Origin of the sequence: Pseudoxanthomonas sp. PXM02 (assembly GCF_014851805.1) — a bacterium.
GTDB lineage: Bacteria > Pseudomonadota > Gammaproteobacteria > Xanthomonadales > Xanthomonadaceae > Pseudoxanthomonas_A.
Window position 1 is genome coordinate 235064 of the sequence record NZ_JACVAK010000002.1, and the last position, 21629, is coordinate 256692.

Here is a 21629-nt window from a genome sequence, read left to right on the forward strand (position 1 = left end):
GCCGTCATCGCGTCGATGCATGTCATCGGACTGTCCATGCTGCTGGCCCTGTATCGGCTGGTGCGCGGTCCTACCGTGCCCGATCGCATCCTGGCGCTGGATACGCTGTTCGTCGCCACCATCGCGCAGCTGATGCTGTTCGGCATCTACGTGGGAACGGCGGTGTACTTCGAAGCGGCGCTGATCATCGCCATGCTCGGCTTCGTCGGCACGGTGGTGCTGAGCAAATACGTACTGCGCCGGGACATCGTCGAATGAGCTGGATCTTCGCCATCCTGCTGGTGCTGCTGCTCGCGACGGGCAGCTTCTTCATCCTGGTCGGCTCTTTCAGCCTGGTGAAGCTGTCGGAGTTCTTCAAACGGCTGCATGGGCCGACCAAGGCCAGCACGCTGGGTGTGGGCTGCGTGCTGCTGGCGTCGGTCGGCTACCACGCGCTGACCGGCACCGACCCGCAGCCGCGCGAACTGCTGATCACTGCCTTCCTGTTCATCACCGCCCCGATCAGCGCGCACCTGATGGCGAAGGCCGCACTGTCGCTGCACATGGCCGAGCGGCCGCCGATGCCGGCGGGCGAGCCCGAGCAGCCCATCGACGCGGTCAACGAAGACGCGCGACCGGACGCCTGATCCGCGATGCGTACCGCGCTCGTTTTCGGTGCCAGCGGCCAGATCGGCGAGGCGTTGCTCGCGCGCCTGGATCCGTCGCAGTGGCAGGTATCCGCGGTCTCGCGGACGCCGCGTCCGCCGTCGTCGAACGTGCGCTGGCTACAGGGAGAGTTCGCGGGCATCGAAGGACTGCCCGACAGCGTCGACGTGATCTTCAGTACGGGGCCGCTGGATGGTTTTGCGCAGTGGTATGCGCGCGGTCAGGTCGCGACAACGCGCGTGATCGCGTTCGGCTCCACCAGCGTGGATACGAAGCAGGCATCGGGTGATGCATACGAACGCGACATCGTCGCGCGGTTGCAGGCTGCCGAGCGCCTGGTCTTCGAAACGGCGGAAACGAATGACGCGCCGGCGACGCTGCTGCGGCCGACGCTGGTCTACGGCGCGGGACGCGACCAGACGCTGGCGCGGATCGCGGCGATGGCACGGCGCATCGGATGCTTCGTGCTTCCGCGTGGTGCGGACGGAAGGCGCCAACCCGTACACGTCGACGACCTGGCCGCCGCCGCACTCGCAGTAGTGGATGCGCCGGCTACATACGCACGTGCCTATGCGCTGCCAGGCGGTGAAACGCTGACGTATCGCGAGATGGTGGCGCGCACGCTGGCGGCGCTCGATCCACCGGCGAAGCTGTGGCAGGTGCCGATGCCGATGTTCCGGGGTGCACTGTCGCTGGCCCGCATGGCGGGCATGATGCGCGGGCTGACCGATGACGCCGTGGCCCGCATGCGCGAGGACCTGGTGTTCGACGCCACGCCGGCGAGGAATGATTTCGGCTATGCGCCGCGTGCCTTCATCGTCGACAGGCGTGCGGTGGGTTCGTAGAGCGGAGCTCGCTCCGCTGCCCTTGGTGATGCCCTGTTGAACATCAGTCGGGCAGGCAGGGCGCTACTCAGTACCGCCAGCCCATCTTCCGGTAGAACTTGCTGAGCACCCACACCGGGCCGATCAGCAGGTAGGTGATGTCGGTCAGGAAGCTGGGCTTCTTGCCTTCGATCTTGTGGCCGATGAACTGCGCGATCCAGGCGATCACGAAGACGGCGATGGCCAGGTAGAGCAGGTTCTGCAGGCCGATCAGCGATTCCAGCCAGCGCGTCAGCCATGCCATCGCGATGAAGATCGCCAGCATGCCGAAGCCCAGCGGACGCGACAGCTTGTAGTAGTACATCCACGCGCCGAACATCGCCAGCGCCGCCCACATGCCGGACTTCACCCAGGTGCCGAACACCGGGATGCACCACAGCAGCGCCACCACCGTCCACAGGATCGCCGGCACGGCGAAGACGTGGATGCGCTGGTTGGTCTCGTTGCGGTGATCGCCGGAATAGCTGGCGAACCAGCGGTCCACCGGACGTTGTGCGGTCGCGTTCATTCATCCCTCCCGAGGATGGCAATGCGGCAGGGTATGGAGCATACCCCAGCCCGGCAGGGGTTGCCGTGCCGGCGGTCAGGGGCCGACCGGTCAGTGGGCGGCGGCTTTCGAGAACAGCTGGATCACTGCCACGCCGGCCACGATCAGGGCCATGCCAAGCATTGCGGGCAGGTCCAGCGGCTGCTTCAGGACCACCCAGCCGATCAGGGCGATCAGGACGATGCCGGCCCCGGACCAGATGGCGTAGGCCACGCCGACCGGCACGGTCTTCAGGGTCAGCGACAGGAAGTAGAACGCAATGCCATAGCCGGCAGCGACCAGCAGCGACGGGCCGAGCCGGGTGAAACCCTCGGAGGCTTTCAGGGCGCTGGTGGCGATGACCTCGGCTGCGATGGCCAGGGCGAGATAGACGTAGGCGTTCATGCGCGTGCACCCGGGGAAAGGGTGGCAAGCCTACTGCACGGAACGCTGAACCCCGGCTTGCCCCGCATCGCCTGGATGCGGGGCGGGGAAGCTCGTCAGTCGACGATGATGCCGGCCAGTTTCTGCAGCGCTTCGGCGTACTTCGCGCGCGTGCGCTCGATGACTTCAGCGGGCAGCGACGGACCGGGCGCGGTCTTGTTCCAGTCGAGCGTTTCCAGATAGTCGCGCACGAACTGCTTGTCGTAGCTCGGCGGACTTGTACCGACTTCGTACTGGTCCGCAGGCCAGTAACGCGAGGAATCGGGCGTCAGCATCTCGTCCATGATGTAGAGACGACCGTCTTCGTCGGTGCCGAACTCGAACTTGGTGTCGGCCAGCAGGATGCCGCGTTCGGCCGCGAAATCGGCCGCGAAGCGGTAGATGCGCAGGGTAGCGTCGCGCACGCGCTCGGCCAGTTCGGCGCCGACAGTCTTCACCATGGCGTCGAAGTCGATGTTCTCGTCGTGGTCGCCGACGGCGGCCTTGGTCGACGGGGTGAAGATCGGTTCGGCCAGCTTCTCGGCCTGGCGCAGGCCGTCGGGCAGTTCGATGCCGCTGACCTTGCCGGTGCGCTGGTAGTCCTTCCAGCCGCTGCCGATCAGGTAACCGCGGGCGATCGCTTCGACCGGCACGGGCTTGAGCTTCTTCGTCACCACCGCGCGCTTGGCGTACAGCGAGGCGTCGACGCCGGCCGGCAGCACGCTGGCGACATCAATGCCGGTCAGGTGGTTCGGCATCAGGTGCGCCGTCTTGGCGAACCAGAAATTCGAGATCTGGCAGAGCATTTCGCCCTTGCCGGGAATCGGGTCGGGCAGCACCACGTCGAACGCGGAGAGGCGGTCGGTGGCCACCATCAACAGGCAGTCGCCGCCCGGTGCATCGGCGGGCAGGCGGTCGCGGGGCAGGTCGAACACGTCGCGGACCTTGCCGCGATGGCGCAGGGTGAGGCCGGGCAGATCGGATTGGAGCAACGTCGTGGGCACAAACACTCCTTGGGGAGTCCGGAAACCATCGAGGCGTACAGCGTCGTGGGGGCGTGCGGCAGGCCGTGCGCCCGTGCCCCGGGGCGGCCATCTACCCGCTGCTGCGGGGCCAGGTACCGGACCGGGCCGCGTAGTGTACGGCGCTTGGAGCCGTCGTGTGCCGTAAAATGTCCGTCTTGCTGGAGAAGGCGGGCCGGATGAAGCGCTGGTACGGGAAATTGCTGGGATTCGTGGCGGGTTGGCTGCTGATGCGTCATCCGCTGGGCGGCCTGGTGGGCCTGATCATCGGCCATGCCTTCGACGAGGACTGGTTCAAGCTCAGTCGCGACAACCCGTATCGTGTGTTCGACCTGACCAGCGATGCCAGCGATGCCGAGATCGACCAGGCCTATCGCCGGCTGATTTCCCAGTACCACCCCGACAAGATGGCTGGCGCCGCGGAAGACCTGCGCCGCCAGGCCGAACAGAAGGCCGGCGAGATCAACGCCGCCTACGATCGCATCAAGACCCTGCGCAAGCGCAAGTGAGCCCCTCCATGTCGAACTGCATCATCGCCCCGTCCATCCTGTCCGCCGATTTCGCCCGCCTGGGCGAGGAAGTCGACAACGTGCTGAAGGCGGGCGCCGACTGGGTGCACTTCGACGTGATGGACAACCACTACGTGCCTAACCTGACCATCGGTCCGCTGGTGTGCAGCGCGCTGCGCAAACACGGCGTCACCGCGCCGATCGACGTGCACCTGATGGTGGAGCCGGTGGACCGCATCATCCCGGACTTCGCCGAGGCCGGCGCCAGCATCATCAGCTTCCACCCGGAAGCCTCGAAGCACGTGCACCGCACGATCCAGTTGATCAAGTCGCTGGGCTGCAAGGCCGGCCTGGTGCTCAACCCGGGCACCCCGGTGGAAGTGCTGGACTGGGTGCTGCCGGAACTCGACCTGGTGCTGCTGATGTCGGTGAACCCGGGCTTCGGCGGGCAGGCGTTCATCCCGTCGGCGCTCGATAAGCTGCGTGCGGTGCGCGCGATGATCGACAAGACCGGCAAGGACATCCGCCTGGAGATCGACGGCGGCGTGAAGGCCGACAACATCGGCCAGATCGCGGCGGCGGGCGCGGATGCCTTCGTCGCGGGTTCGGCGATCTTCAATGCACCGGACTATGCCGACGTGATCGGCCGCATGCGCCAGGCCGTGGCCGACGCGCGCGCCTGAAAAAGCAGAAGGGCGATGGCCTTCGCCACCGCCCCGGAAGAATTGGAGGCTGATCCTGCCTCCGCCCGTCGTCCCTGCTATGGCCTTCCACACTACGGATCGTCTGTGACGAACAGATGACGGCTGGCGTCGCTTGTTGTGGGAGCGACGTAAGTCGGGAGCTCTTCGGTCAGCCCACGCGATCCCACGATGGGCCTTGGGTCAGGGGAGAACGCTCGCGACTCACGTCGCTCCTACAGAAGAGCGGCTATCCTCGCGCGTCCCCCAAGGAACCTCCCATGACCGCACCCCGCTGGCGCCTGATCCTCAACGGCAAATCCGCGGGCGATGACGACCTGCGCGCGGCCGTGCATGCGATGCGCGATGCCGGCGTCGCCCTGGACGTGCGGGTGACGTGGGAAGACGGCGACGCGGAGCGCTACGTCGCCGAGGCGATCACCGACGGTGTGGACACCGTCATCGCCGCCGGCGGCGACGGCACGCTCAGCGAAGTGGCGACGACGCTCGCCCACCGCGACGAGCCAGCCGATGCGCTGCCTTCGCTGGGCCTGGTGCCGATGGGGACGGCGAACGACTTCGCCACCGCCGCCACGATTCCGGATGAGCCGTTGTCCGCCCTGCAACTCGTTCGCGACGTCTCTCCCGTCCCGCTCGACCTGCTGCGGATCGAGGCTGAAGACGGCCCGCACTGGTGTGCCAACCTCGCCAGCGGTGGTTTCGGTACCGAAGTGACGGTCGAAACCGACGAAGGCCTGAAGAAGATGCTGGGCGGCCTGGCCTACCTGATCACCGGGATCGCCAAGCTCGGCCGCATCGAACCGATGAGTGCGCGCGTACGCGGGCCAGAATTCGACTGGCAGGGCGACTTCATCGCGCTCGGCATCGGCAACGGGCGCCAGGCCGGCGGAGGGCAGGCGCTGTGCCCGGATGCGCTGATCGACGACGGCCTGCTCGACCTGACCATCGTGCCGGAGCTGTCCGGCGAGGTGGCGGCGACCGTGGGCACCCTGGTCAAGGACGGCAAGCACGCCGCGCTGGATCGCGTCGCCACCCGCACGCGCCTGCCGTGGGTGGAACTGGAAGCCGACCAGCCGATGACGCTGAACCTGGATGGCGAGCCCGTGAAGTCCCGCCGCTTCCGCATCGACTGCGTCCCGGACCGCGTCCGCATGCATCTGCCGGCGATCTGTCCGTTGCGTCTGCAACCAGGCGCCTAGTGGCCTGCGGGCCGATGCGTCGGGTAAAGTAGGCCCGTGTCCCATCCCGCGCTCCCGCTTTCCAAAGATTCCGCACGCCGTGGCTGGCGATGGTGGCCCGTTGCCGTCGTCCACACCGCCACCGTGTCCTGGAAGGAAAGCCCGCTTGATCTCGCACGACCAGTTCCAGCAGTACGCTGCTGAAGGTTTCACCCGCATCCCCGTTGTCCGTGAAGTGCTGTCCGACCTGGACACGCCGCTCTCGGTCTACCTGAAACTTGCCGACGCGCCGCATACCTACCTGTTCGAATCGGTAGAAGGCGGTGAACGCTTCGGGCGCTACTCCATCATCGGCCTGCCGGTACGCCGCGTGGCGACCTTCCGCGGCCACACCCTGCAGATCCACGACCACGGCCAGCTCGTGGAGACGCGCGAGGTCGCCGATCCGTTCATTGAAGTCGAAGCGCTGCGTGCTGCGTACGCCGTGCCGAAGTTGCCGGGCTTGCCGGGATTCACCGGGGGTCTGGTCGGCTGGTTCGGCTTCGAATGCATCGGCTACATCGAACCGCGACTGGCGACGGGCGACAAGCCCGACGAACTCGGTACGCCCGACATCTTGCTGATGCTGTCGGAAGAAGTGGCCGTCTTCGACAACCTCAAGGGCCGGCTGTACCTGATCGTCCACGCGGATCCACGTGAACCGGACGCCTGGGAGCGTGCGCAGGCGCGCCTGGATGAGCTCACGGGCAAGCTGCGCCAACCCGGTTCCTATCCCACGCCGATCACCCGCGACGTGCTGGACGAAAGCCACTTCGTCTCCGGCTTCACCCACGACGGTTTCATCGCCGCCGTTGAGCAGTCGAAGGAGTACATCCGCGCCGGCGACATCTTCCAGGTGGTGCTGAGCCAGCGCCTCAGCGTGCCGTTCAATGCGCGACCGGTGGATGTCTACCGCGCGCTGCGCGCGCTGAATCCGTCGCCGTACATGTATTTCCTCGATGTCGGTGATGTGCAGGTGGTGGGTTCGTCGCCGGAAATCCTGGTCCGACTGGAGAACAACGAAGTCACCGTGCGTCCGATCGCCGGCACGCGTCCGCGCGGGAAGACGCACGACGAGGATGTCGCGCTGGAAGCCGAGCTGCTGGCCGATCCGAAGGAGCGCGCCGAGCACCTGATGCTGATCGACCTGGGTCGCAACGACACCGGTCGCGTGTCGGAAGCCGGCACGGTGCAGGTGGGCGAGCAGTTCGTCATCGAACGCTACAGCCACGTCATGCATATCGTCAGCGAGGTCACCGGCAAGCTGCTGCCCGGCCTGAGCTATGCGGACGTGCTGCGTGCGACGTTCCCGGCCGGCACTGTTAGCGGCGCACCGAAGATCCGTGCGCTGGAAGTGATCCGCGAACTGGAACCGATCAAGCGCAACGTCTACGCCGGCAGCATCGGCTACATCGGCTGGCATGGCGACGCCGACACGGCCATCGCGATCCGCACCGCCGTGATCAAGGACGGCCGCCTGCACGTGCAGGCCGGCGCCGGCATCGTCTACGACTCCGATCCCGAGAAGGAATGGGACGAGACGATGAACAAGGGTCGCGCGCTGTTCCGTGCCGTGGCTGAAGCGGCGAAGGGGCTGTGATGGATCACGGTCATCCCGCCGCGAAGATCAATCTTCGCAACGACTACAGCGAGGGTGCGCATCCGCGTCTTCTGCAGGCGCTCGCCATGGCGAGCACCGAGGTCAATCGGGGCTACGGGCTGGACGTGCACAGCGAGCGTGCGTCGGCGCTGATCCGTGATCGCCTGGGTCGTGATGCCGACGTGCATTTCCTGGCCGGCGGTACCCAGACCAACCTGGTGGCGCTGGCCGCGTTCCTGCGCCCGCACGAGGCGGTGATCGCGCCGGCCAGCGGCCATATCGCCACGCACGAGACCGGCGCCATCGAGGCCAGCGGCCACAAGGTGCTGACGGTCGCCACGCCCGACGGCAAGCTGAGTCCCGAACTGATCCAGCCCTGTGTCGACGGCCACGCTGGCGAGCACATGGTGAAGCCGCGGATGGTCTACATCTCCAACACCACCGAATGGGGCACGCTCTACAGCGCGCTGGAGCTGCAGGCGCTGGGTGCGTTCTGCCGCAGCCGCGGCCTGCTGCTCTACGTCGACGGCGCGCGCCTTGCGTCGGCGCTGACCACGCCGGGCAATGACGTCGACCTGGCGCTGCTGTCGACGGAGGCGGATGCCTTCTACATCGGCGGCACCAAGAATGGGGCGCTGCTGGGCGAGGCGCTGGTCATCGTCAATCCGGCCCTGCGCACGGATTTCCGCCATGTCATCAAGCAGCGCGGCGCGATGCTCGCCAAGGGCATGGTGGTCGGCGCGCAGTTCGAAGCGCTGTTCGAGGACGGCCTGTACTTCGTGCTGGCCACGCATGCGAACGTTATGGCGGAACAGCTGCGCGAGATGCTGCAGCAGGCCGGCGTACCGTTGGCGGTCGATTCGCCCAGCAACCAGGTATTCCCGATGCTGCCGAACGCGCTCGTCGAACGCCTGCAGCAGTATGTCGAGTTCGAAACCTGGGAGCGTCGTGGCGACGGCACCACGGTGATCCGGCTGATGACCTCGTGGGCGACGCCGGAATCCGCCATCGAAGCGTTCGCCGGGATCTTTCCTGCGCTTTACCGAGAGGGACGGGCCGCGATGGCCGCCTCGCAGGCACAAGGAGCCTGAGTCCATGCTGTTGATGATCGACAACTACGACAGCTTCACCTACAACCTCGTGCAGTACCTGCAATCGTTGGGTGCCGAGGTGAAGGTGGTGCGCAACGATGCGATGACGGTGGACGAGATCGCGAAGCTCGCGCCCGAGCGCATCGTCATCTCGCCCGGCCCCTGCACGCCGAACGAAGCCGGTGTCTCGCTGGAGATCATCGAGCGGCTGGGCGCGACCACGCCGATCCTCGGCGTCTGCCTGGGGCACCAGAGCCTCGGCCAGGCCTACGGCGGCAACGTCATCCGCGCGGGTCGCATCATGCATGGCAAGACCTCGCGTATCCGCCACGAAGGAAAGGGCGTGTTCGCCGGCCTGCCGGATGCTTATGAAGCGACGCGTTACCACTCGCTGGTCGTCGAACGCAGCAGCCTGCCGGAGGCGCTGGAAGTCACGGCGTGGACCGAGAACGACGATGGCAGCTTTGAGGAGATCATGGGCCTGCGACATCGCGAGTTCCCCGTCGAAGGCGTGCAGTTCCACCCGGAGTCGATCCTCACCGAGCATGGCCACGCCCTGCTGAAGAACTTCCTGGAGCGCTGAGATGCCACTGACCCCCCAAGAAGCCCTGCAGCGCACCATCGAGCATCGCGAGATCTTCCACGACGAGATGGTCGACCTGATGCGGCAGATCATGCGCGGCGACGTGTCGCCGACGATGACGTCCGCCATCCTGACCGGCTTGCGCGTGAAGAAGGAGACCGTGGGCGAGATCGCCGGCGCGGCCACCGTGATGCGCGAGTTCTCGCGCACCGTGGACGTCGCCGATAGAACGCATCTGGTCGACATCGTCGGCACCGGCGGCGACGGCTCGCATACCTTCAACATCTCGACCTGCTCGATGTTCGTCGCGGCCGCGGCCGGTGCGCGCATCGCCAAGCACGGCAATCGCAGCGTGTCGTCGAAGTCGGGCAGTGCGGACGTACTTGAAGCGCTCGGCGCCAACATCGAACTGCAACCTGAGCAGGTGGCGCAGTCCATCGCGCAGGCCGGTATCGGTTTCATGTTCGCGCCCGTGCACCACCCGGCGATGAAGGTGGTCGCGCCGGTGCGTCGCGAGATGGGCGTGCGCACCATCTTCAACATCCTCGGGCCGTTGACCAACCCGGCGGGCGCACCGAGCATCCTGATGGGTGTGTTCCATCCCGACCTGGTCGGCATCCAGGCGCGTGTGCTGCAGGAACTGGGCGCCGAGCGCGCGCTGGTGGTCTGGGGGCGCGACGGCATGGACGAGCTGTCGCTGGGCGCCGGCACGCTGGTCGGTGAGTTGCGTGATGGCGAGGTCCGCGAATACGAACTGCATCCCGAGGACTTCGGCATTGCGATGGCCGCCAGCCGCAACCTGCGCGTGGGCGACGCGGCCGAGTCGAAGGCGATGCTGCTGGGCGTGCTCGACAACCGGCCCGGTCCGGCCCGCGAGATCGTGGTGCTGAATGCCGGTGCGGCGCTGTATGTGGCCGGCGTGGCGGACAGCATCGAGGACGGTATCGCCCGGTCGCGCGATGCGATCGCCAGCGGCAAGGCCTTGGAACGGTTGAGCCAGTTCGTTGCCACGACCCAGGCACTGGGGAAACAGGGAGCACACTGACATGGCCGCCAGCGGATTCGCCAGCCTGCCAAAACCGCCTTATTACGCGGTGATCTTCTCGTCGCTGCGCAACGACCACGATGACGCCGGTTACGGCGCGATGGCGCAGCGCATGGTCGAACTGGCCGTGCAGCAGCCTGGTTTCCTGGGGATGGAGTCCACCCGCGGTACGGACGGTTTCGGCATCACCGTGGCGTACTGGGAAAGCGAGGACGCCATCCGCGCGTGGCGCCAGCACGCCGAGCACACGGCGGCACGCGAGCAGGGGCGGCGTGACTGGTACGAACACTTCGAGCTGCGCGTGGCCAAGGTGGAACGGGCCTACGGCTGGGACCGCGCGGCGTCGCCCCGCGGATAAATGCGAGAATACGGCCCCGCGCGGACGACACCGCCGGCCAGAAGGACCCCATGAGCGACATCCTCACCACCATCCTCGCCCGCAAAGCGGAGGAAATCGCGGCACGCAGCGCACGCGTCCCGCTCGCGGACCTGCAGGCGCAGATTGATGACGCATCGCCCGTGCGCGGTTTCGCCGACGCATTGAACGCCATAATCGCGCAGGGCGATCCAGCGGTGATCGCCGAGGTGAAGAAGGCCAGTCCGTCGAAGGGCGTGATCCGTCCCGATTTCCGCCCGGCCGACATCGCGGTGAGCTATGAATTCGGGGGCGCGGCCTGCTTGTCGGTGCTGACCGATGTCGACTTCTTCCAGGGCGCGGACGAATACCTGAAGCAGGCCCGCGAAGCGTGCACGCTACCGGTGCTGCGCAAGGACTTCACTATCGATCCGTACCAGGTCTACGAGGCGCGTGTACTCGGTGCCGACTGCATTCTGCTGATCGTGGCGGCATTGGACGATGGTCAGCTGGTCGACCTCTCGGGCCTGGCGATGCAGCTCGGCATGGACGTGTTGGTCGAGGTGCACGACATCGATGAACTGGAACGCGCGCTGCAGGTGCCGGTGCCGCTGGTCGGCATCAACAACCGCAACCTGCGCACGTTCGAGGTGTCGTTGCAGACCACGCTGGACATGAAGAACGCGGTGCCCAAGGACCGCCTGCTGGTGACGGAGAGCGGCATCCTGGTGCCGGAAGACGTGGCCACCATGCGCGCGGCAGGCGTCGATGCCTTCCTGGTCGGCGAAACCTTCATGCGTGCGGAAGAACCCGGCGAGGCGCTGCGTCAGTTATTCTTCGCGGCATGACGGACGCTCCCTATCCGACGCCACGCACCGATGCCCCGGTCGTCGTCTTCGATTTCGACCACACGCTGTACGACGGCGACTCCGGTGGCCATCTGGTCAAGTGGCTGATCCAGCGCAATCCGCTGCGCACGGCCGTGGCGCTGGCGGCGTCGGTCGTGCTGGGGCCGATGGTGGCGTTCCTGCCCACGCGCCGTCGCGGGATCTCCGGCTACATCTGGATCGGCACGTTTGGCTTGCATGGCCGGCGCAGTTTCGATGCGCTGATCGACCAGTACGTGGCCACCCATCGCGATGAGGTGCAGCAGCGTCTTCTACCGCACGCGCTGGAGGTGTTCCGCGATCACCGTACCCGTGGCGACAACGTGGTGGTGGCGACCGGCGCGCCGCCGGAACTGGCGCGCGCGATCCTCAGTTTCGTCGCCCACGAAGACGTGCCCGTCATTGGCACCGCCGTCGGCCCGCGCCTGGGTGCGGTGGTGGCCACGCGCCACTGCCACAACGAAGAGAAGATGCGCATGCTGCGCGAGCGCGGCTATGGTGAGGTCGCCGTGGCGTACTCGGACAGTAGTGCGGACCTGCCGCTGCTGAAGGCGGCGCGTGCACCCGTGGTAGTGAATCCGAAGACCGCGCGGGTGGCGATGTTCCGCCGCGTCCTGCCACCGGGTACGCCCATCCTCAACTGGGGGTGCAAGGACCGCGGCGGCACCGGCGCGGCCTGATCGCCAGACGCCGGATCAGATGCGTTCCGGCGCGTTCCAGTCCTTGATCAGGTCGGCGAACTCGATCTCGGCGAAATCCTGGTACTCGCCCGCATCGTAGAAGCGGCCGTAGCAGCCCTTGCAGCTCTCGAACCAGATGTGCGGCTGCAGCGGATCGACCATGCGGATCAGCGGGCGTTCGCCGATGCAGGCCGGGCAGATGATCCGGTCGACCCTGTTGTACTTCTCGCCCACGGCCGGATCCCCGATGTCGATCTCGTCCGCGCGGTCCTTCAGCGTCTCGTGGTCCACCATCTCGAACCACAGCCCCTTGCACTGGGTACAGCGATGGACGTTGGCCTGCGGAATGGCGATCAGTTCCATCGCACTGTGGCACTTGGGACACTGCATGGGGCGTCGTCTCGGGTGGGCGGGTCGCGGGATTCTACCCCGGACCTCCGCCCACGCCAGCGGCGACCGCCTCAGATCCGCAGGGGCTCGATGTCGACCTTGGGCAGCAGGCGCTTGGTGAAGTAGCTGTCCTTGTAGTAGCGGACCTTGCGGCACAGGATCGGGTGGGCGAGACCCTCGTACAGGACGATCTCCTTCTCCGGCCCCATCGCCTTCAGTTCCTGCGGCAGCATCAGGGCGCGCTTCTCCAGCACCTCGTTGTCCGACACGTTGCGCCCGTGGCCGTGTGAACGCGTACGGGCCCGTCGCTTGATGGTGGTGTAGCCCAGCATCTCGGAATAGTCGTTGGCGTCCTGCTGCTCGCGGGGTGCATAGATGATCTGCAGCGCATGGTTGGTGATGATGGTGCGCGACAGCTCTTTGCCGTAGACCGCGTCCAGCTGCGCCATCGACTGGATGATCGGCAGCAGGCGCAGGTTGTAGCCGGCCATGTAGGCGACCGCCTTGGCGATGATGTCGACACGGCCGATGGCCGTGAACTCGTCCATCAGCAGCAGGCACTGGTGCTTCAGCGTCGGATCGTTCTGCGGCAGCACCTTGGTGTTGACGTTGATCAGCTGGCTGAAGAACAGGTTCACGATCAGCCGGCTCTCGGCCAGCTTGTTCGGCTGGATGCCGACGTAGATGGTCATGCGTCGTCGGCGTACATCGTCGAGACGGAAGTCGTCGGCGCTCGTGGCCGCATCGAGCACCGGGTTGAGCCAGGGATTCAACGGTTCGCGGAACGAGCCGATGATGGAAGCGAACGTCACGTCCGCCTGCGACAGCAGGCCGGCGAAGGCCGTGCGCGTGTGTCCGCTGAGGAAGGGCGCTTCCACCAGCTTCTGCAGATAGGGTTTCATTTCGCCGCCGTCGCCCGATGACAGCCGCAGTACGGCGCCCAACGTCGGCAGCTCGGCGTTGCGATCATGGTCGCGTCGCTCGAGCAGGTACAGCGCGAACGCCAGGAAGGCGTTGCGCGCCTGGCTGACCCAGAATTTGTCCTTGTCGTCGCCATCGGGATACAGCATGGCGGCGATGCTCTGCAGGTCGGAGACGCGGAACGCCGGATCCGGCGACACGTAGGTCATCGGATTCCAGCGATGGCTGCGGCGGTCCTCGGCGAACGGATTGAACAGGTAGACCTCGTGGCCGATCGACTGGCGCCAGCCGGAGGTCAGGTCGAAGTTCTCCTGCTTGATATCCAGCACCACCGCCGACTCGCGGTAGTCGAGCAGGTTGGGGATGACGACACCCACGCCCTTGCCCGAACGCGTTGGCGCGGCCAGCACGACGAACTGCTGCCCTGACAGGCGCAGGAGCTTTCCATTCATCTGGCCGACCACGATGCCGTCGTCCTTGCCCGACAGGAAACCCTTGTTCGCCAGGTCGATCATGCCGGCGAAACGCGCGCGGCCGTGCAGGTTCCGGTAGCTGCGCAGTTTGTAGACCATCACCGACAGCGCTGCCCAGACCAGCAGCATCAGCCCGCCGCCGACGGCGCCTGCGGTCTTGATGCGCCACGCATACGGCTGCACGCGCGGATGGTCGAGGTGCTTGAGATAGTCGAAGTAGGTGGCGATGCCCACCTGGCCGCCATCAAGGCCCAGGAACAGCAGCGCCAGGTAACCGGAGAGATAGATGGCGCCCACGGCCGCGAGCGCGGCCAGCACCAGGATGATCACAACACGCGTACTGCCCAAGCTGCCCCCTGTCGTCGTTCCGTGATGAATGCTGTTGCGGCGTCAGTCCGTGCCGCCCGCGCCGTCCTGCTTGCCTGCCGTGTCGATCAGTACGTACTGATCGTTCTTCTGCCAGCGCGGAAGACCGTCCTGCAGCTTGATGCAGGGCTGCCCGCTGCAGGACGTGATGGTGACGTGCTGCAGCGCTTCCAGTACTTCCGCATCGACCTTCGCGCGCTCCGAGCGCTGCACGTTGTGCCAGGCCGCATAGCCACTCCCCGCTACCAGCAGCAGGCAGGCCACCGACAGCACGCCCAGCGACTTCCAGCCGAGAAAGCGGGCCCGTTGCGAAAGTTGCGCCTGTTCCCGCTGGAGATGATCGGCAACGTGACGGAGCCGTGCCGCCGTCTCTCCGATGCTGTGCGTGGCGGCGGGAATCTCCTGCGCCAGCGCGTCGTGTACGGCGCTGCGCGCCTGCTCACTCATCTCGCGCTTGCCTTCCTCAATGGTCTTCCTGACCACGATCGCGGATCCCTGCAGTTCCTGTGCGGCGCTCTGCTGCACGGCCGCCGCCTTGTTGCATTGCTCTGTCAGGTGCGCCGCCAGCAGTGCTGCGTTGGCGACGAACTCTTCCATCTTCGACGGTTCCATATCGTCCCTTGTTGCGCGAGAAGTATCCGCGTTCCGGCGCCAGCATGATGCCAGAGATGTTTTTCATTCGAGAGGATGCGGATGTATCCGATGTTGCTGTAGGAAATTTCCTACAGCGGCTCCGAACTCCATTTCGATGGAAACATTCTTCATTCATCGCAGTGAAGATTTATTTCACATCCGGTGTGACGCGGTTCCGCGTTTTACATGTTTCTTCACATTCATGATCGAACTTGCGCGTGCAGTTTCATCCAATTGCAACGCGCGCTTTGTTTTATGGGCTTTAGTGAAGTTGGTTAATGACGGTGAAGATCGTCATAAACATGTTTACGTTTTGAATTAGGTTGACGACACAAAAACGCGTGGCTATGTTCGGCTCGACAGTCGTGATGCAGTACGCGGATTCAACGTGCGACGCGCGTTAAAGGTCGCATGAGCGTCAAAGGAGTGTGAACGCATGGATGCGAATACAGGGGGCAGTGCGCAGGCCAGTGTCCTGTGCAAGGCGACAACACCGGGACGATCTTGGATCCCGGCGCGCACAGGCGCGCATTGCCACCCGGAGACATTCATCAGTGCCGTGACGCATTCCGTCGGGGATGTGCATCGGATGTCTGTTGCCGACGATTGCAGAAAGGTGGATTCGTGATCCGGAACGTCGTTCTTCGCAAGATGCTGGTGTCGTGTGTCGTGATGGTGCCGATGGTGGTCGCGGGATGCGCCACGCCGAAGGCAGCGGATATCAACGGGCGCTGGCGGCCGATAAACCGCTTCGCGGAGGCACCGCAGGCGATTCCCTTGCAGCAGGCCTACATCTACCAGGCTACGCCTGCGGACGGCACGCTCAGGACCATGCTGATCCGCTGGGCCAAAGACGCTCGGCTCACGCTGGTGTACCTGCATCCGAACGATTACACGCTGCATGCCCCCGTCGCGCAGATCCGCACCAGCAGCCTGGAGGATGCCGCCAGTTCGTTGTCGTCGGCGTATGCGACGCAGGGTGTGCAGGTCGTCATCGACCGCCCCCGCATCGTCGTGAGCCAGGCGTCGCCGTCATCGGCTGACGCGGCGCCCACCGCGGCCATGGGCGAGTGAAGGCGACGGCTCCCGCATGTTCAAGAAGAAAACGTCTTCCCCCGATATCGATCGCGCCGTAGCGCAGGGCGTCAGCTTCGAGCTGACGCTGGCGGAGCGCGCACGCAAAAGCGAGCGGCGTGCCTGGCTGGTCGCGTGGTCAGCCATCGTGATGTCGCTGATCCTGGCCGGTGGCTACTTCCTCTTCCTGCCATTGAAGGAAAAGGTGCCGTACCTGGTGATGGCCGATCCGTATACCGGCACCGCCAGCGTCGCGCGGCTGTCGGGCAACTTCCAGGATCGCGACGTCACCACCGAGGAAGCGATCAACAAGAGCAACGTCGCGCAGTTCGTCCTCGCCCGCGAGTCCTACGACTCCGGACTGATCGGCCAGCGCAACTGGCGGACCACGCTGGCGATGGCAGGTCCGGCGGTGTCGCCGGCCTATATCGCGCTGCACTCGGAGAGCAACCCGGAGCGCCCCTTCCGCCTGTATGGTGGCGCCAGCTCGGTGCGTACCCGCATCCTCAGCATCGTGCTGATCGGCGGAGGCGCGGGTGCGCGCCCGACCGGTGCGACGGTGCGTTTCCAGCGCAGCCTCTACGACAAGGGGCGCGGCCAGGTGCAACCACTGGACAGCCGCATCGCGACGCTGGAGTTCACCTATAACCCCGACCTTCGCCTCAGCGAAGAGGATCGTCTGCTGAACCCGCTGGGGTTCCGCGTCACCAACTATCGCGTCGACGACGATTTCGCGGCAGCCACCGTGCCCGAACGCGAGTTCCCCGCGCCGCCTGCCGCGCCCGCTGTAGCGCCTGCGCAACCCGCGTCGCCAACCGCAGCCCCCGCAACGCCGGCAACGGACGCCGCGGCCCCCAATGAAAACGACGTATCGACGGCGCCGCAACCTGCGGAGCAATCGGAATCCGAGACTCGACCTGGAGTGCCCCAACGATGAGGTTGAAGGACGCCCTGCTGCGTGTGGCTGCCATAGCCCTGCTGCTTCTGACATTGCCTGCGTTTGCGCAAGTGATCGAGGAGTACACGTACGCCCCGGACAAGGTGTACCCGGTGCGGACGGGTCTTGGCATCACCACGCAGATCGAACTGTCGCCGCATGAAGAGATCCTGGACTTCAGCACGGGCTTCAGTGGTGGCTGGGATATCAGTCGTCGTGGCAACGTGTTCTACCTCAAGCCGAAGAATGTCGACGTCGACACCAATCTGCTGGTGCGCACTGCGGCCCACTCGTACATCTTCGAACTGAAGGTCGTGGCCACGGACTGGCGCGTACTGGACCAGGCTCGCGCGGCGGGGGTGCAGTACCGCATCAAGTTCGCCTATCCCGGCGACACCAGTTTCGCCGGTGCGACCGGCAAGCCGCAGGACGTGGCATCGGAACTGAACACCGAGGTCGCGCCGGGGCGCGCCTACTACTTCAACTACGAATACGCCCAGCGCAAGCGCGGTCCGACCTGGCTGGTGCCGACGACGGTCTATGACGACCGCCGCTTCACCTACATCCGCCTCGGCGACCGCACGCGCTTCCCCAGCGGCAACTTCCCGGTGGTGTTCGCGCGTGACAGCGAGGATGGCGATGAGTTCGTCGTCAATTCCACCGTGGAGGACGACACCATCGTCGTGCACGGCACGTATCCCTACTTGGTCATCCGCCACGGCGACAACGTCGTCGGCCTGCGCAGGAGCCCGGAGCAATGAACCAGACCCCGCACGATCATCCGGACACGGGCCCCGAGCGGATGGCACCGCAGAATCCCTACCAGACCGCGCGCCCGGGACCTGACCCGGACCTCGACGCGAACGCGCCCTACCTGCGCTCGGCCGACGTGCAGCGGCTGAATCGCAAGGCCTTGCTGTTCCTGGCCGGCATCATCGTGCTGATGCTGCTGGTGGTGTTCTGGATCTTCAGCGGTGGCCTGTCGTCGAAGGACGATCGCGAGCAACTGCCGACCAAGGGCGAGCAGGTGGTGATTCCGGCCGCGCCGCGCGACCTGCCCGAATTGCCGCCCGAAGCCGCGCCGGTCCCGATGGAGCCTGATCTGCCGCCGCTGCCGATGGTCGATGAGACCGGCCCGTCGACGGCATCGATGATGGCCATGCCGTCCGGCCTGCCAGGGCGGCAGGAGCCGACGCTGCGCGAACGCCGCATGCTCGACATGGCGAGCACCTTCGGCGAAGGCGGTCTGGAGGGTGCGCCACCGCAGGACCCCGGCATGGCCGAGTATGCGGCCCTGTTGGCCGGGCAAGCGGGGCAGGCGCCCGCCACGCCTCGCGAGGCGCCGGACGGCATGACCAGCGCCAAGCCCCTCTACAACCCCAACACGCTGATGCTGCGCGGCACCTACATCCGCTGCGCCCTCGAATCGCGCGTGATCACCGACGTGCCCGGGTACACCTCGTGCGTGGTGACCGAGCCGGTGTACTCCGTCAATGGCAAGCGCCTGTTGTTGCCGCGTGGCTCGAAGGTGATGGGCAGCTACAACTCCGAAGCCATCATCGGCGAGCGCGCCGCGATCGTGTGGGATCGCATCACCACGCCCACCGGCCTGGACGTCAACATGCGCAGCCCGGGCACCGACATGCTCGGTTCCGCCGGCAATCCGGGGCACTACTCGGCGCACTGGGCGCAACGCATTTCGTCGGCTCTGCTGATCAGCATGCTCAGCGATGCCTTCAAGTACGCCGGTGCCAAGCATGGCCCGCAGGAGACCTCGATCGTCAACGGCGCCATCGTGCAGAACCCCTACGAGAGCAACACCGCCCGGACCATGGAGCGCCTGGCGAACATGGCGCTGGACCGCAACATGGCAAGGCCGCCTACGGTGACGATCAACCAGGGCACCATCGTCAACGTCTATGTCGCGCGCGACGTGGACTTCTCCGCGGTGATGCGCTGAGAGCGATCGCATGGATACGCAGAACGAACCCCTGGCGCGTGTCTCCAACGAGTTCCTGGACTACCAGTACCAGGTGCTCGGCATCGGCGACCACATGCATTCCTCGGATGTCACCGAGATCTGCATCAATCGTCCGGGCGAGATCTACCTCGAGACGGCGCGCGAAGGCTGGCTGAAGGCGGACGTTCCGACGCTGACGTTCGAGCGCGCTCGCCAGTTCTGCACCTCGGTCGTCAACGAAAGCAACACCGGCCAGCGCATCACCGACATCGATCCGATGGTGTCGCTGACGTTCCCGACCGGCCAGCGTGCCCAGTTCGTGATCCCGCCGGCCTGCGATGCCGGCAAGGTGTCCATCACCATCCGCCTGCCGGCGAAGTTCAGCAAGACGCTGGAGCAGTACGAACAGGACGGCTTCTTCGACGAGATCCTCGAGCAGCAGCAGACCCTTGGTGACCATGACCAGGAACTGCTGGAACTGCGCCGCAGCCGCAACTACGCCGAGTTCTTCCGCAAGGCCGTCCACTACCACAAGAACATCGTCGTCGCCGGTGCGACCGGCAGCGGCAAGACCACCTTCATGAAATCGCTGGTCAACCACATCCCCGATCAGGAGCGCCTGGTGACGATCGAGGACGCGCGGGAACTCTTCATCCGCCAGCCCAATGTCGTGCACCTGCTGTACTCCAAGGGCGGACAGAGCGCCAGCAACGTCACCGCCAAGAACTGCATGGAAGCCTGCCTGCGCATGAAGCCGGACCGCATCATCCTGGCCGAGCTGCGCGGAGACGAGTCGTTCTACTTCATCCGCAACTGCGCGTCCGGCCACCCGGGTTCGATCACCAGTTGCCATGCGGGCAGCACGGCGCAGACCTGGGACCAGCTGGCGCTGATGGTGAAGGCATCCGCCGAAGGTGCCGGCCTGGAGTTCGAGGTGATCAAGCGCCTGCTGAAGATGACCATCGACATCGTCGTCCACATCAAGGCGCACGCAGGGCGCCGCTACATCACCGGTATCGACTTCGATCCTGCCCGCGCACTGGCCTCCTGAGGAAATCGCATGAGCCCCACAGACACGTCAATGAAGTATCCCGCTCGCTCAGGAACAGACGCGGTCTCTCCGTGCGAACCCGAGAGGAGTGCCCGCTGATGCTGCCAGGCATGGAACTGATGGGCTGCACCGGGCTGGCGGTTCCGCCGACGGTAATGGAGCACGTCGTGAAGGTCGAGTCCTCGTTCAATCCCTACGCGATCGGCGTGGTGGGCGGACGGCTGGCACGGCAACCGCGTAATCTGGCCGAAGCCGTGTCGACCGCGCGCATGCTGGAAGATCGCGGCTACAACTTCTCGCTGGGCCTGGCACAGGTCAATCGCTACAACCTTGCACGGCAGGGACTGGCCAGCTACGAGAAGGCGTTCGATGTCTGTCCCAACCTGCAGGCAGGTTCGCGCATCCTGGCCGAGTGCTACTCGCGTTCCGGCAGTGACTGGGGCAAGGCCTTCAGTTGCTACTACTCCGGCAATTTCACTACCGGGTACCGGCACGGCTACGTGCAGAAGGTGTTCGCGTCCTGGCAGCGGCAGGCGGGAAAGGACACTGCAGCGGCGATTCCGGTGATCGATCGGCGCACCGCCGCGAATCCGCAGCGCGCCGTTCCCCGTGCGACTTCCTCGGCCGCGGCATCGTCGCGCGTGGCACGGCGCATCGAGGAAGCCAGGAGCGATCGCGCTCCCGTGCAGCCCCCTGTCGCCGCCGTGGCCGCTGCGGCCAGGCCCGCACCCGTCGCGCCGACTCCGGCGCCGGCTACCGCGATGGCGTCGCCTGCCATCGCACAGGCTTCCGCCGAGGCCCCCGTCCTCGTGCAGGCCTACAACCAGAACACTACCGCGGCGCCGCAAGCGCCGCAGGTCGTGCAGACGTCCGGGAGGGATGACGCTTTCGTCTTCTAGCAGAACCCGCCAGGGATGGCTCATCGGCACGCGAAAGTGCCACCCACCGTTGCAACCACCATTTGGGGTCGACTATGAACAACATGCAGGTATTCCAGGCAAAGCAGGCTTCCAGCGCAGCGATCATGGTGATCGTCGCCACCGTCGCGCTGGCATTTCCCGAACTGGCATTCGCCCAGGACGTCACCGGCGCGCAAGGGCGTGTCACCAGCTTCTTCACCAACATCAACTCGCTGTTGAATGTGGCGTCGATCGCCATCGTCACGATCGCGGTGATCTTCGCGGGCTACCAGATCGCGTTCAACCACAAGCGTGTGGGTGACGTGGCGCCGGTCCTGATCGGTGGGTTCCTGATTGGCGCCGCCGCGCAGATCGCCAAGATGCTGCTGCCGGCAGACGTGACCTCCACGACGATGGTCGTGGGCCAGATGCTGCTGCAGCATGCATAAGAACGTGCTGTTCAGGGGCTGCACACGCCCGCCCATGTTCATGGGGGTACCTTACGTGCCCTTCACGATCGGGGCGGGCGGCTGCCTGCTGCTCACGTTCTACTTCAACATGTTCTTCCTGGCCCTGCTGCCGGTGGTCATCTTCATCATGCGGCAGATGGCACGCCGCGACGAGATGATCTTCCGGCTGCTCGGCCTGCGGTGGCAGTTCCGGACCAAGGTCCGGAACCTCCGCCATCACGAAGGCATGTGGGTGTTCACGCCCAACCAGTATCGCAAGCACTTCGACGAATCGATTCCGGACTGAT

27 protein-coding genes are annotated in these 21629 nt (G+C 65.6%); 21 read left to right on the plus strand and 6 right to left on the minus strand.

What is annotated here, in order from left to right:
* Window positions 1-15: 15 nt before the first annotated feature.
* The 3 genes from IB225_RS09805 to IB225_RS09815 are packed head-to-tail and all read left to right on the plus strand — an operon-like array spanning window position 16 to window position 1490.
* Complete coding sequence (locus IB225_RS09805) at window positions 16-258, plus strand: K+/H+ antiporter subunit F (protein WP_255527984.1); 243 nt, start codon at window positions 16-18, stop codon at window positions 256-258.
* Window positions 255-626: a Na+/H+ antiporter subunit G gene (locus IB225_RS09810; protein WP_192311081.1), complete on the plus strand. Its 372-nt coding sequence runs from the start codon at window positions 255-257 to the stop codon at window positions 624-626. The genes IB225_RS09805 and IB225_RS09810 overlap by 4 nt, the downstream gene beginning before the upstream one ends.
* A gap of 6 nt (window positions 627-632) precedes the next feature.
* Window positions 633-1490, plus strand: coding sequence for an NAD-dependent epimerase/dehydratase family protein (locus IB225_RS09815; RefSeq protein WP_192311082.1), 858 nt, complete (start codon window positions 633-635; stop codon window positions 1488-1490).
* A gap of 67 nt (window positions 1491-1557) precedes the next feature.
* Here the strand turns inward: IB225_RS09815 and IB225_RS09820 are convergent, their stop codons facing one another.
* From IB225_RS09820 to IB225_RS09830, 3 genes are all read right to left on the minus strand, one after another.
* Complete coding sequence (locus tag IB225_RS09820) at window positions 1558-2037, minus strand: Mpo1-like protein (protein WP_192311083.1); 480 nt, start codon at window positions 2035-2037, stop codon at window positions 1558-1560.
* 90 nt (window positions 2038-2127) lie between these two features.
* Window positions 2128-2460 (minus strand): SMR family transporter, encoded by a 333-nt coding sequence (locus IB225_RS09825; protein ID WP_192311084.1) that lies wholly within the window; start codon window positions 2458-2460, stop codon window positions 2128-2130.
* Between the two features lie 95 nt (window positions 2461-2555).
* Window positions 2556-3482 (minus strand): phosphoribosylaminoimidazolesuccinocarboxamide synthase, encoded by a 927-nt coding sequence (locus IB225_RS09830; RefSeq protein ID WP_192311085.1) that lies wholly within the window; start codon window positions 3480-3482, stop codon window positions 2556-2558.
* 167 nt (window positions 3483-3649) lie between these two features.
* Here IB225_RS09830 and IB225_RS09835 point away from each other — a divergent pair, with 167 nt between their 5' ends.
* From IB225_RS09835 to IB225_RS09880, 10 genes are all read left to right on the plus strand, one after another.
* Entirely contained in the window at window positions 3650-4009 is a 360-nt protein-coding gene (locus IB225_RS09835) for a DnaJ domain-containing protein (protein ID WP_192311086.1), read from the plus strand.
* 8 nt (window positions 4010-4017) lie between these two features.
* Window positions 4018-4692, plus strand: coding sequence for a ribulose-phosphate 3-epimerase (gene rpe / locus IB225_RS09840; RefSeq protein ID WP_192311087.1), 675 nt, complete (start codon window positions 4018-4020; stop codon window positions 4690-4692).
* A gap of 278 nt (window positions 4693-4970) precedes the next feature.
* Window positions 4971-5909, plus strand: a complete 939-nt coding sequence (gene yegS / locus IB225_RS09845; protein WP_192311088.1) for a lipid kinase YegS — start codon at window positions 4971-4973, stop codon at window positions 5907-5909.
* A 145-nt stretch (window positions 5910-6054) separates the two neighbouring features.
* Window positions 6055-7527, plus strand: a complete 1473-nt coding sequence (trpE, locus tag IB225_RS09850; RefSeq protein ID WP_192311089.1) for an anthranilate synthase component I — start codon at window positions 6055-6057, stop codon at window positions 7525-7527.
* Entirely contained in the window at window positions 7527-8618 is a 1092-nt protein-coding gene (locus IB225_RS09855; RefSeq protein ID WP_192311090.1) for an aminotransferase class I/II-fold pyridoxal phosphate-dependent enzyme, read from the plus strand. The genes trpE and IB225_RS09855 overlap by 1 nt, the downstream gene beginning before the upstream one ends.
* A gap of 4 nt (window positions 8619-8622) precedes the next feature.
* Window positions 8623-9201 (plus strand): aminodeoxychorismate/anthranilate synthase component II, encoded by a 579-nt coding sequence (locus IB225_RS09860; RefSeq protein ID WP_062357956.1) that lies wholly within the window; start codon window positions 8623-8625, stop codon window positions 9199-9201.
* A 1-nt stretch (window position 9202) separates the two neighbouring features.
* Entirely contained in the window at window positions 9203-10246 is a 1044-nt protein-coding gene (gene trpD / locus IB225_RS09865; protein WP_192311091.1) for an anthranilate phosphoribosyltransferase, read from the plus strand.
* Between the two features lies 1 nt (window position 10247).
* Window positions 10248-10604 carry an antibiotic biosynthesis monooxygenase gene (locus tag IB225_RS09870; protein ID WP_192311092.1) on the plus strand — a complete coding sequence of 119 codons (357 nt, stop codon included), beginning with the start codon at window positions 10248-10250 and terminating at the stop codon, window positions 10602-10604.
* A gap of 50 nt (window positions 10605-10654) precedes the next feature.
* The gene (gene trpC, locus IB225_RS09875; RefSeq protein WP_192311093.1) at window positions 10655-11449 is read left to right on the plus strand and encodes an indole-3-glycerol phosphate synthase TrpC; all 795 of its coding nucleotides are present in this window, start codon (window positions 10655-10657) and stop codon (window positions 11447-11449) included.
* Complete coding sequence (locus IB225_RS09880; protein WP_192311094.1) at window positions 11446-12168, plus strand: HAD-IB family phosphatase; 723 nt, start codon at window positions 11446-11448, stop codon at window positions 12166-12168. Before trpC ends, IB225_RS09880 begins: the two co-directional genes overlap by 4 nt.
* A gap of 15 nt (window positions 12169-12183) precedes the next feature.
* On the opposite strand, the gene IB225_RS09885 is transcribed toward IB225_RS09880, so the two are convergent.
* The 3 genes from IB225_RS09885 to IB225_RS09895 form a co-directional block, all read right to left on the minus strand.
* Entirely contained in the window at window positions 12184-12558 is a 375-nt protein-coding gene (locus tag IB225_RS09885; RefSeq protein WP_192311095.1) for a zf-TFIIB domain-containing protein, read from the minus strand.
* A gap of 71 nt (window positions 12559-12629) precedes the next feature.
* On the minus strand, window positions 12630-14282 hold the full coding sequence (locus IB225_RS09890) for a type IV secretory system conjugative DNA transfer family protein (RefSeq protein WP_192311854.1): 1653 nt from the start codon (window positions 14280-14282) through the stop codon (window positions 12630-12632).
* Between the two features lie 60 nt (window positions 14283-14342).
* Window positions 14343-14930 carry a hypothetical protein gene (locus IB225_RS09895; protein WP_192311096.1) on the minus strand — a complete coding sequence of 196 codons (588 nt, stop codon included), beginning with the start codon at window positions 14928-14930 and terminating at the stop codon, window positions 14343-14345.
* A gap of 645 nt (window positions 14931-15575) precedes the next feature.
* Here IB225_RS09895 and IB225_RS09900 point away from each other — a divergent pair.
* The 8 genes from IB225_RS09900 to IB225_RS09935 all read left to right on the plus strand — a co-directional run bounded on the left by IB225_RS09900 (window position 15576) and on the right by IB225_RS09935 (window position 21628).
* On the plus strand, window positions 15576-16025 hold the full coding sequence (locus IB225_RS09900) for a TcpQ domain-containing protein (RefSeq protein WP_345776606.1): 450 nt from the start codon (window positions 15576-15578) through the stop codon (window positions 16023-16025).
* Between the two features lie 16 nt (window positions 16026-16041).
* The gene (locus tag IB225_RS09905; protein ID WP_192311097.1) at window positions 16042-16962 is read left to right on the plus strand and encodes a type IV secretion system protein; all 921 of its coding nucleotides are present in this window, start codon (window positions 16042-16044) and stop codon (window positions 16960-16962) included.
* Window positions 16959-17723 carry a TrbG/VirB9 family P-type conjugative transfer protein gene (locus IB225_RS09910; RefSeq protein ID WP_192311098.1) on the plus strand — a complete coding sequence of 255 codons (765 nt, stop codon included), beginning with the start codon at window positions 16959-16961 and terminating at the stop codon, window positions 17721-17723. Before IB225_RS09905 ends, IB225_RS09910 begins: the two co-directional genes overlap by 4 nt.
* Window positions 17720-18922, plus strand: a complete 1203-nt coding sequence (locus IB225_RS09915; RefSeq protein WP_192311099.1) for a TrbI/VirB10 family protein — start codon at window positions 17720-17722, stop codon at window positions 18920-18922. The genes IB225_RS09910 and IB225_RS09915 overlap by 4 nt, the downstream gene beginning before the upstream one ends.
* A 10-nt stretch (window positions 18923-18932) precedes the next feature.
* On the plus strand, window positions 18933-19973 hold the full coding sequence (gene virB11, locus IB225_RS09920) for a P-type DNA transfer ATPase VirB11 (RefSeq protein ID WP_192311100.1): 1041 nt from the start codon (window positions 18933-18935) through the stop codon (window positions 19971-19973).
* 110 nt (window positions 19974-20083) lie between these two features.
* Window positions 20084-20872: a lytic transglycosylase domain-containing protein gene (locus IB225_RS09925; RefSeq protein WP_192311856.1), complete on the plus strand. Its 789-nt coding sequence runs from the start codon at window positions 20084-20086 to the stop codon at window positions 20870-20872.
* A 74-nt stretch (window positions 20873-20946) separates the two neighbouring features.
* Window positions 20947-21321 carry a TrbC/VirB2 family protein gene (locus IB225_RS09930; RefSeq protein WP_192311101.1) on the plus strand — a complete coding sequence of 125 codons (375 nt, stop codon included), beginning with the start codon at window positions 20947-20949 and terminating at the stop codon, window positions 21319-21321.
* Window positions 21314-21628: a VirB3 family type IV secretion system protein gene (locus tag IB225_RS09935; RefSeq protein ID WP_192311102.1), complete on the plus strand. Its 315-nt coding sequence runs from the start codon at window positions 21314-21316 to the stop codon at window positions 21626-21628. Before IB225_RS09930 ends, IB225_RS09935 begins: the two co-directional genes overlap by 8 nt.
* The last annotated feature ends 1 nt before the right edge of the window (window position 21629 follow it).

Excerpts from the sequence above, each read along its gene's own strand:
- IB225_RS09805 (WP_255527984.1), top strand. The coding sequence starts at position 16 with ATGCATGTCATCGGACTGTCCATGCTGCTGGCCCTGTATCGGCTGGTG.
- IB225_RS09810 (WP_192311081.1), top strand. The coding sequence starts at position 255 with ATGAGCTGGATCTTCGCCATCCTGCTGGTGCTGCTGCTCGCGACGGGC.
- IB225_RS09815 (WP_192311082.1), top strand. The coding sequence starts at position 633 with ATGCGTACCGCGCTCGTTTTCGGTGCCAGCGGCCAGATCGGCGAGGCG.
- IB225_RS09820 (WP_192311083.1), bottom strand. The coding sequence starts at position 2,037 with ATGAACGCGACCGCACAACGTCCGGTGGACCGCTGGTTCGCCAGCTAT.
- IB225_RS09825 (WP_192311084.1), bottom strand. The coding sequence starts at position 2,460 with ATGAACGCCTACGTCTATCTCGCCCTGGCCATCGCAGCCGAGGTCATC.
- IB225_RS09835 (WP_192311086.1), top strand. The coding sequence starts at position 3,650 with ATGTCCGTCTTGCTGGAGAAGGCGGGCCGGATGAAGCGCTGGTACGGG.
- rpe (WP_192311087.1), top strand. The coding sequence starts at position 4,018 with ATGTCGAACTGCATCATCGCCCCGTCCATCCTGTCCGCCGATTTCGCC.
- yegS (WP_192311088.1), top strand. The coding sequence starts at position 4,971 with ATGACCGCACCCCGCTGGCGCCTGATCCTCAACGGCAAATCCGCGGGC.
- IB225_RS09855 (WP_192311090.1), top strand. The coding sequence starts at position 7,527 with ATGGATCACGGTCATCCCGCCGCGAAGATCAATCTTCGCAACGACTAC.
- IB225_RS09860 (WP_062357956.1), top strand. The coding sequence starts at position 8,623 with ATGCTGTTGATGATCGACAACTACGACAGCTTCACCTACAACCTCGTG.
- trpD (WP_192311091.1), top strand. The coding sequence starts at position 9,203 with ATGCCACTGACCCCCCAAGAAGCCCTGCAGCGCACCATCGAGCATCGC.
- IB225_RS09870 (WP_192311092.1), top strand. The coding sequence starts at position 10,248 with ATGGCCGCCAGCGGATTCGCCAGCCTGCCAAAACCGCCTTATTACGCG.
- trpC (WP_192311093.1), top strand. The coding sequence starts at position 10,655 with ATGAGCGACATCCTCACCACCATCCTCGCCCGCAAAGCGGAGGAAATC.
- IB225_RS09880 (WP_192311094.1), top strand. The coding sequence starts at position 11,446 with ATGACGGACGCTCCCTATCCGACGCCACGCACCGATGCCCCGGTCGTC.
- IB225_RS09885 (WP_192311095.1), bottom strand. The coding sequence starts at position 12,558 with ATGCAGTGTCCCAAGTGCCACAGTGCGATGGAACTGATCGCCATTCCG.
- IB225_RS09895 (WP_192311096.1), bottom strand. The coding sequence starts at position 14,930 with ATGGAACCGTCGAAGATGGAAGAGTTCGTCGCCAACGCAGCACTGCTG.
- IB225_RS09905 (WP_192311097.1), top strand. The coding sequence starts at position 16,042 with ATGTTCAAGAAGAAAACGTCTTCCCCCGATATCGATCGCGCCGTAGCG.
- IB225_RS09910 (WP_192311098.1), top strand. The coding sequence starts at position 16,959 with ATGAGGTTGAAGGACGCCCTGCTGCGTGTGGCTGCCATAGCCCTGCTG.
- IB225_RS09915 (WP_192311099.1), top strand. The coding sequence starts at position 17,720 with ATGAACCAGACCCCGCACGATCATCCGGACACGGGCCCCGAGCGGATG.
- virB11 (WP_192311100.1), top strand. The coding sequence starts at position 18,933 with ATGGATACGCAGAACGAACCCCTGGCGCGTGTCTCCAACGAGTTCCTG.
- IB225_RS09925 (WP_192311856.1), top strand. The coding sequence starts at position 20,084 with ATGGAACTGATGGGCTGCACCGGGCTGGCGGTTCCGCCGACGGTAATG.
- IB225_RS09930 (WP_192311101.1), top strand. The coding sequence starts at position 20,947 with ATGAACAACATGCAGGTATTCCAGGCAAAGCAGGCTTCCAGCGCAGCG.
- IB225_RS09935 (WP_192311102.1), top strand. The coding sequence starts at position 21,314 with ATGCATAAGAACGTGCTGTTCAGGGGCTGCACACGCCCGCCCATGTTC.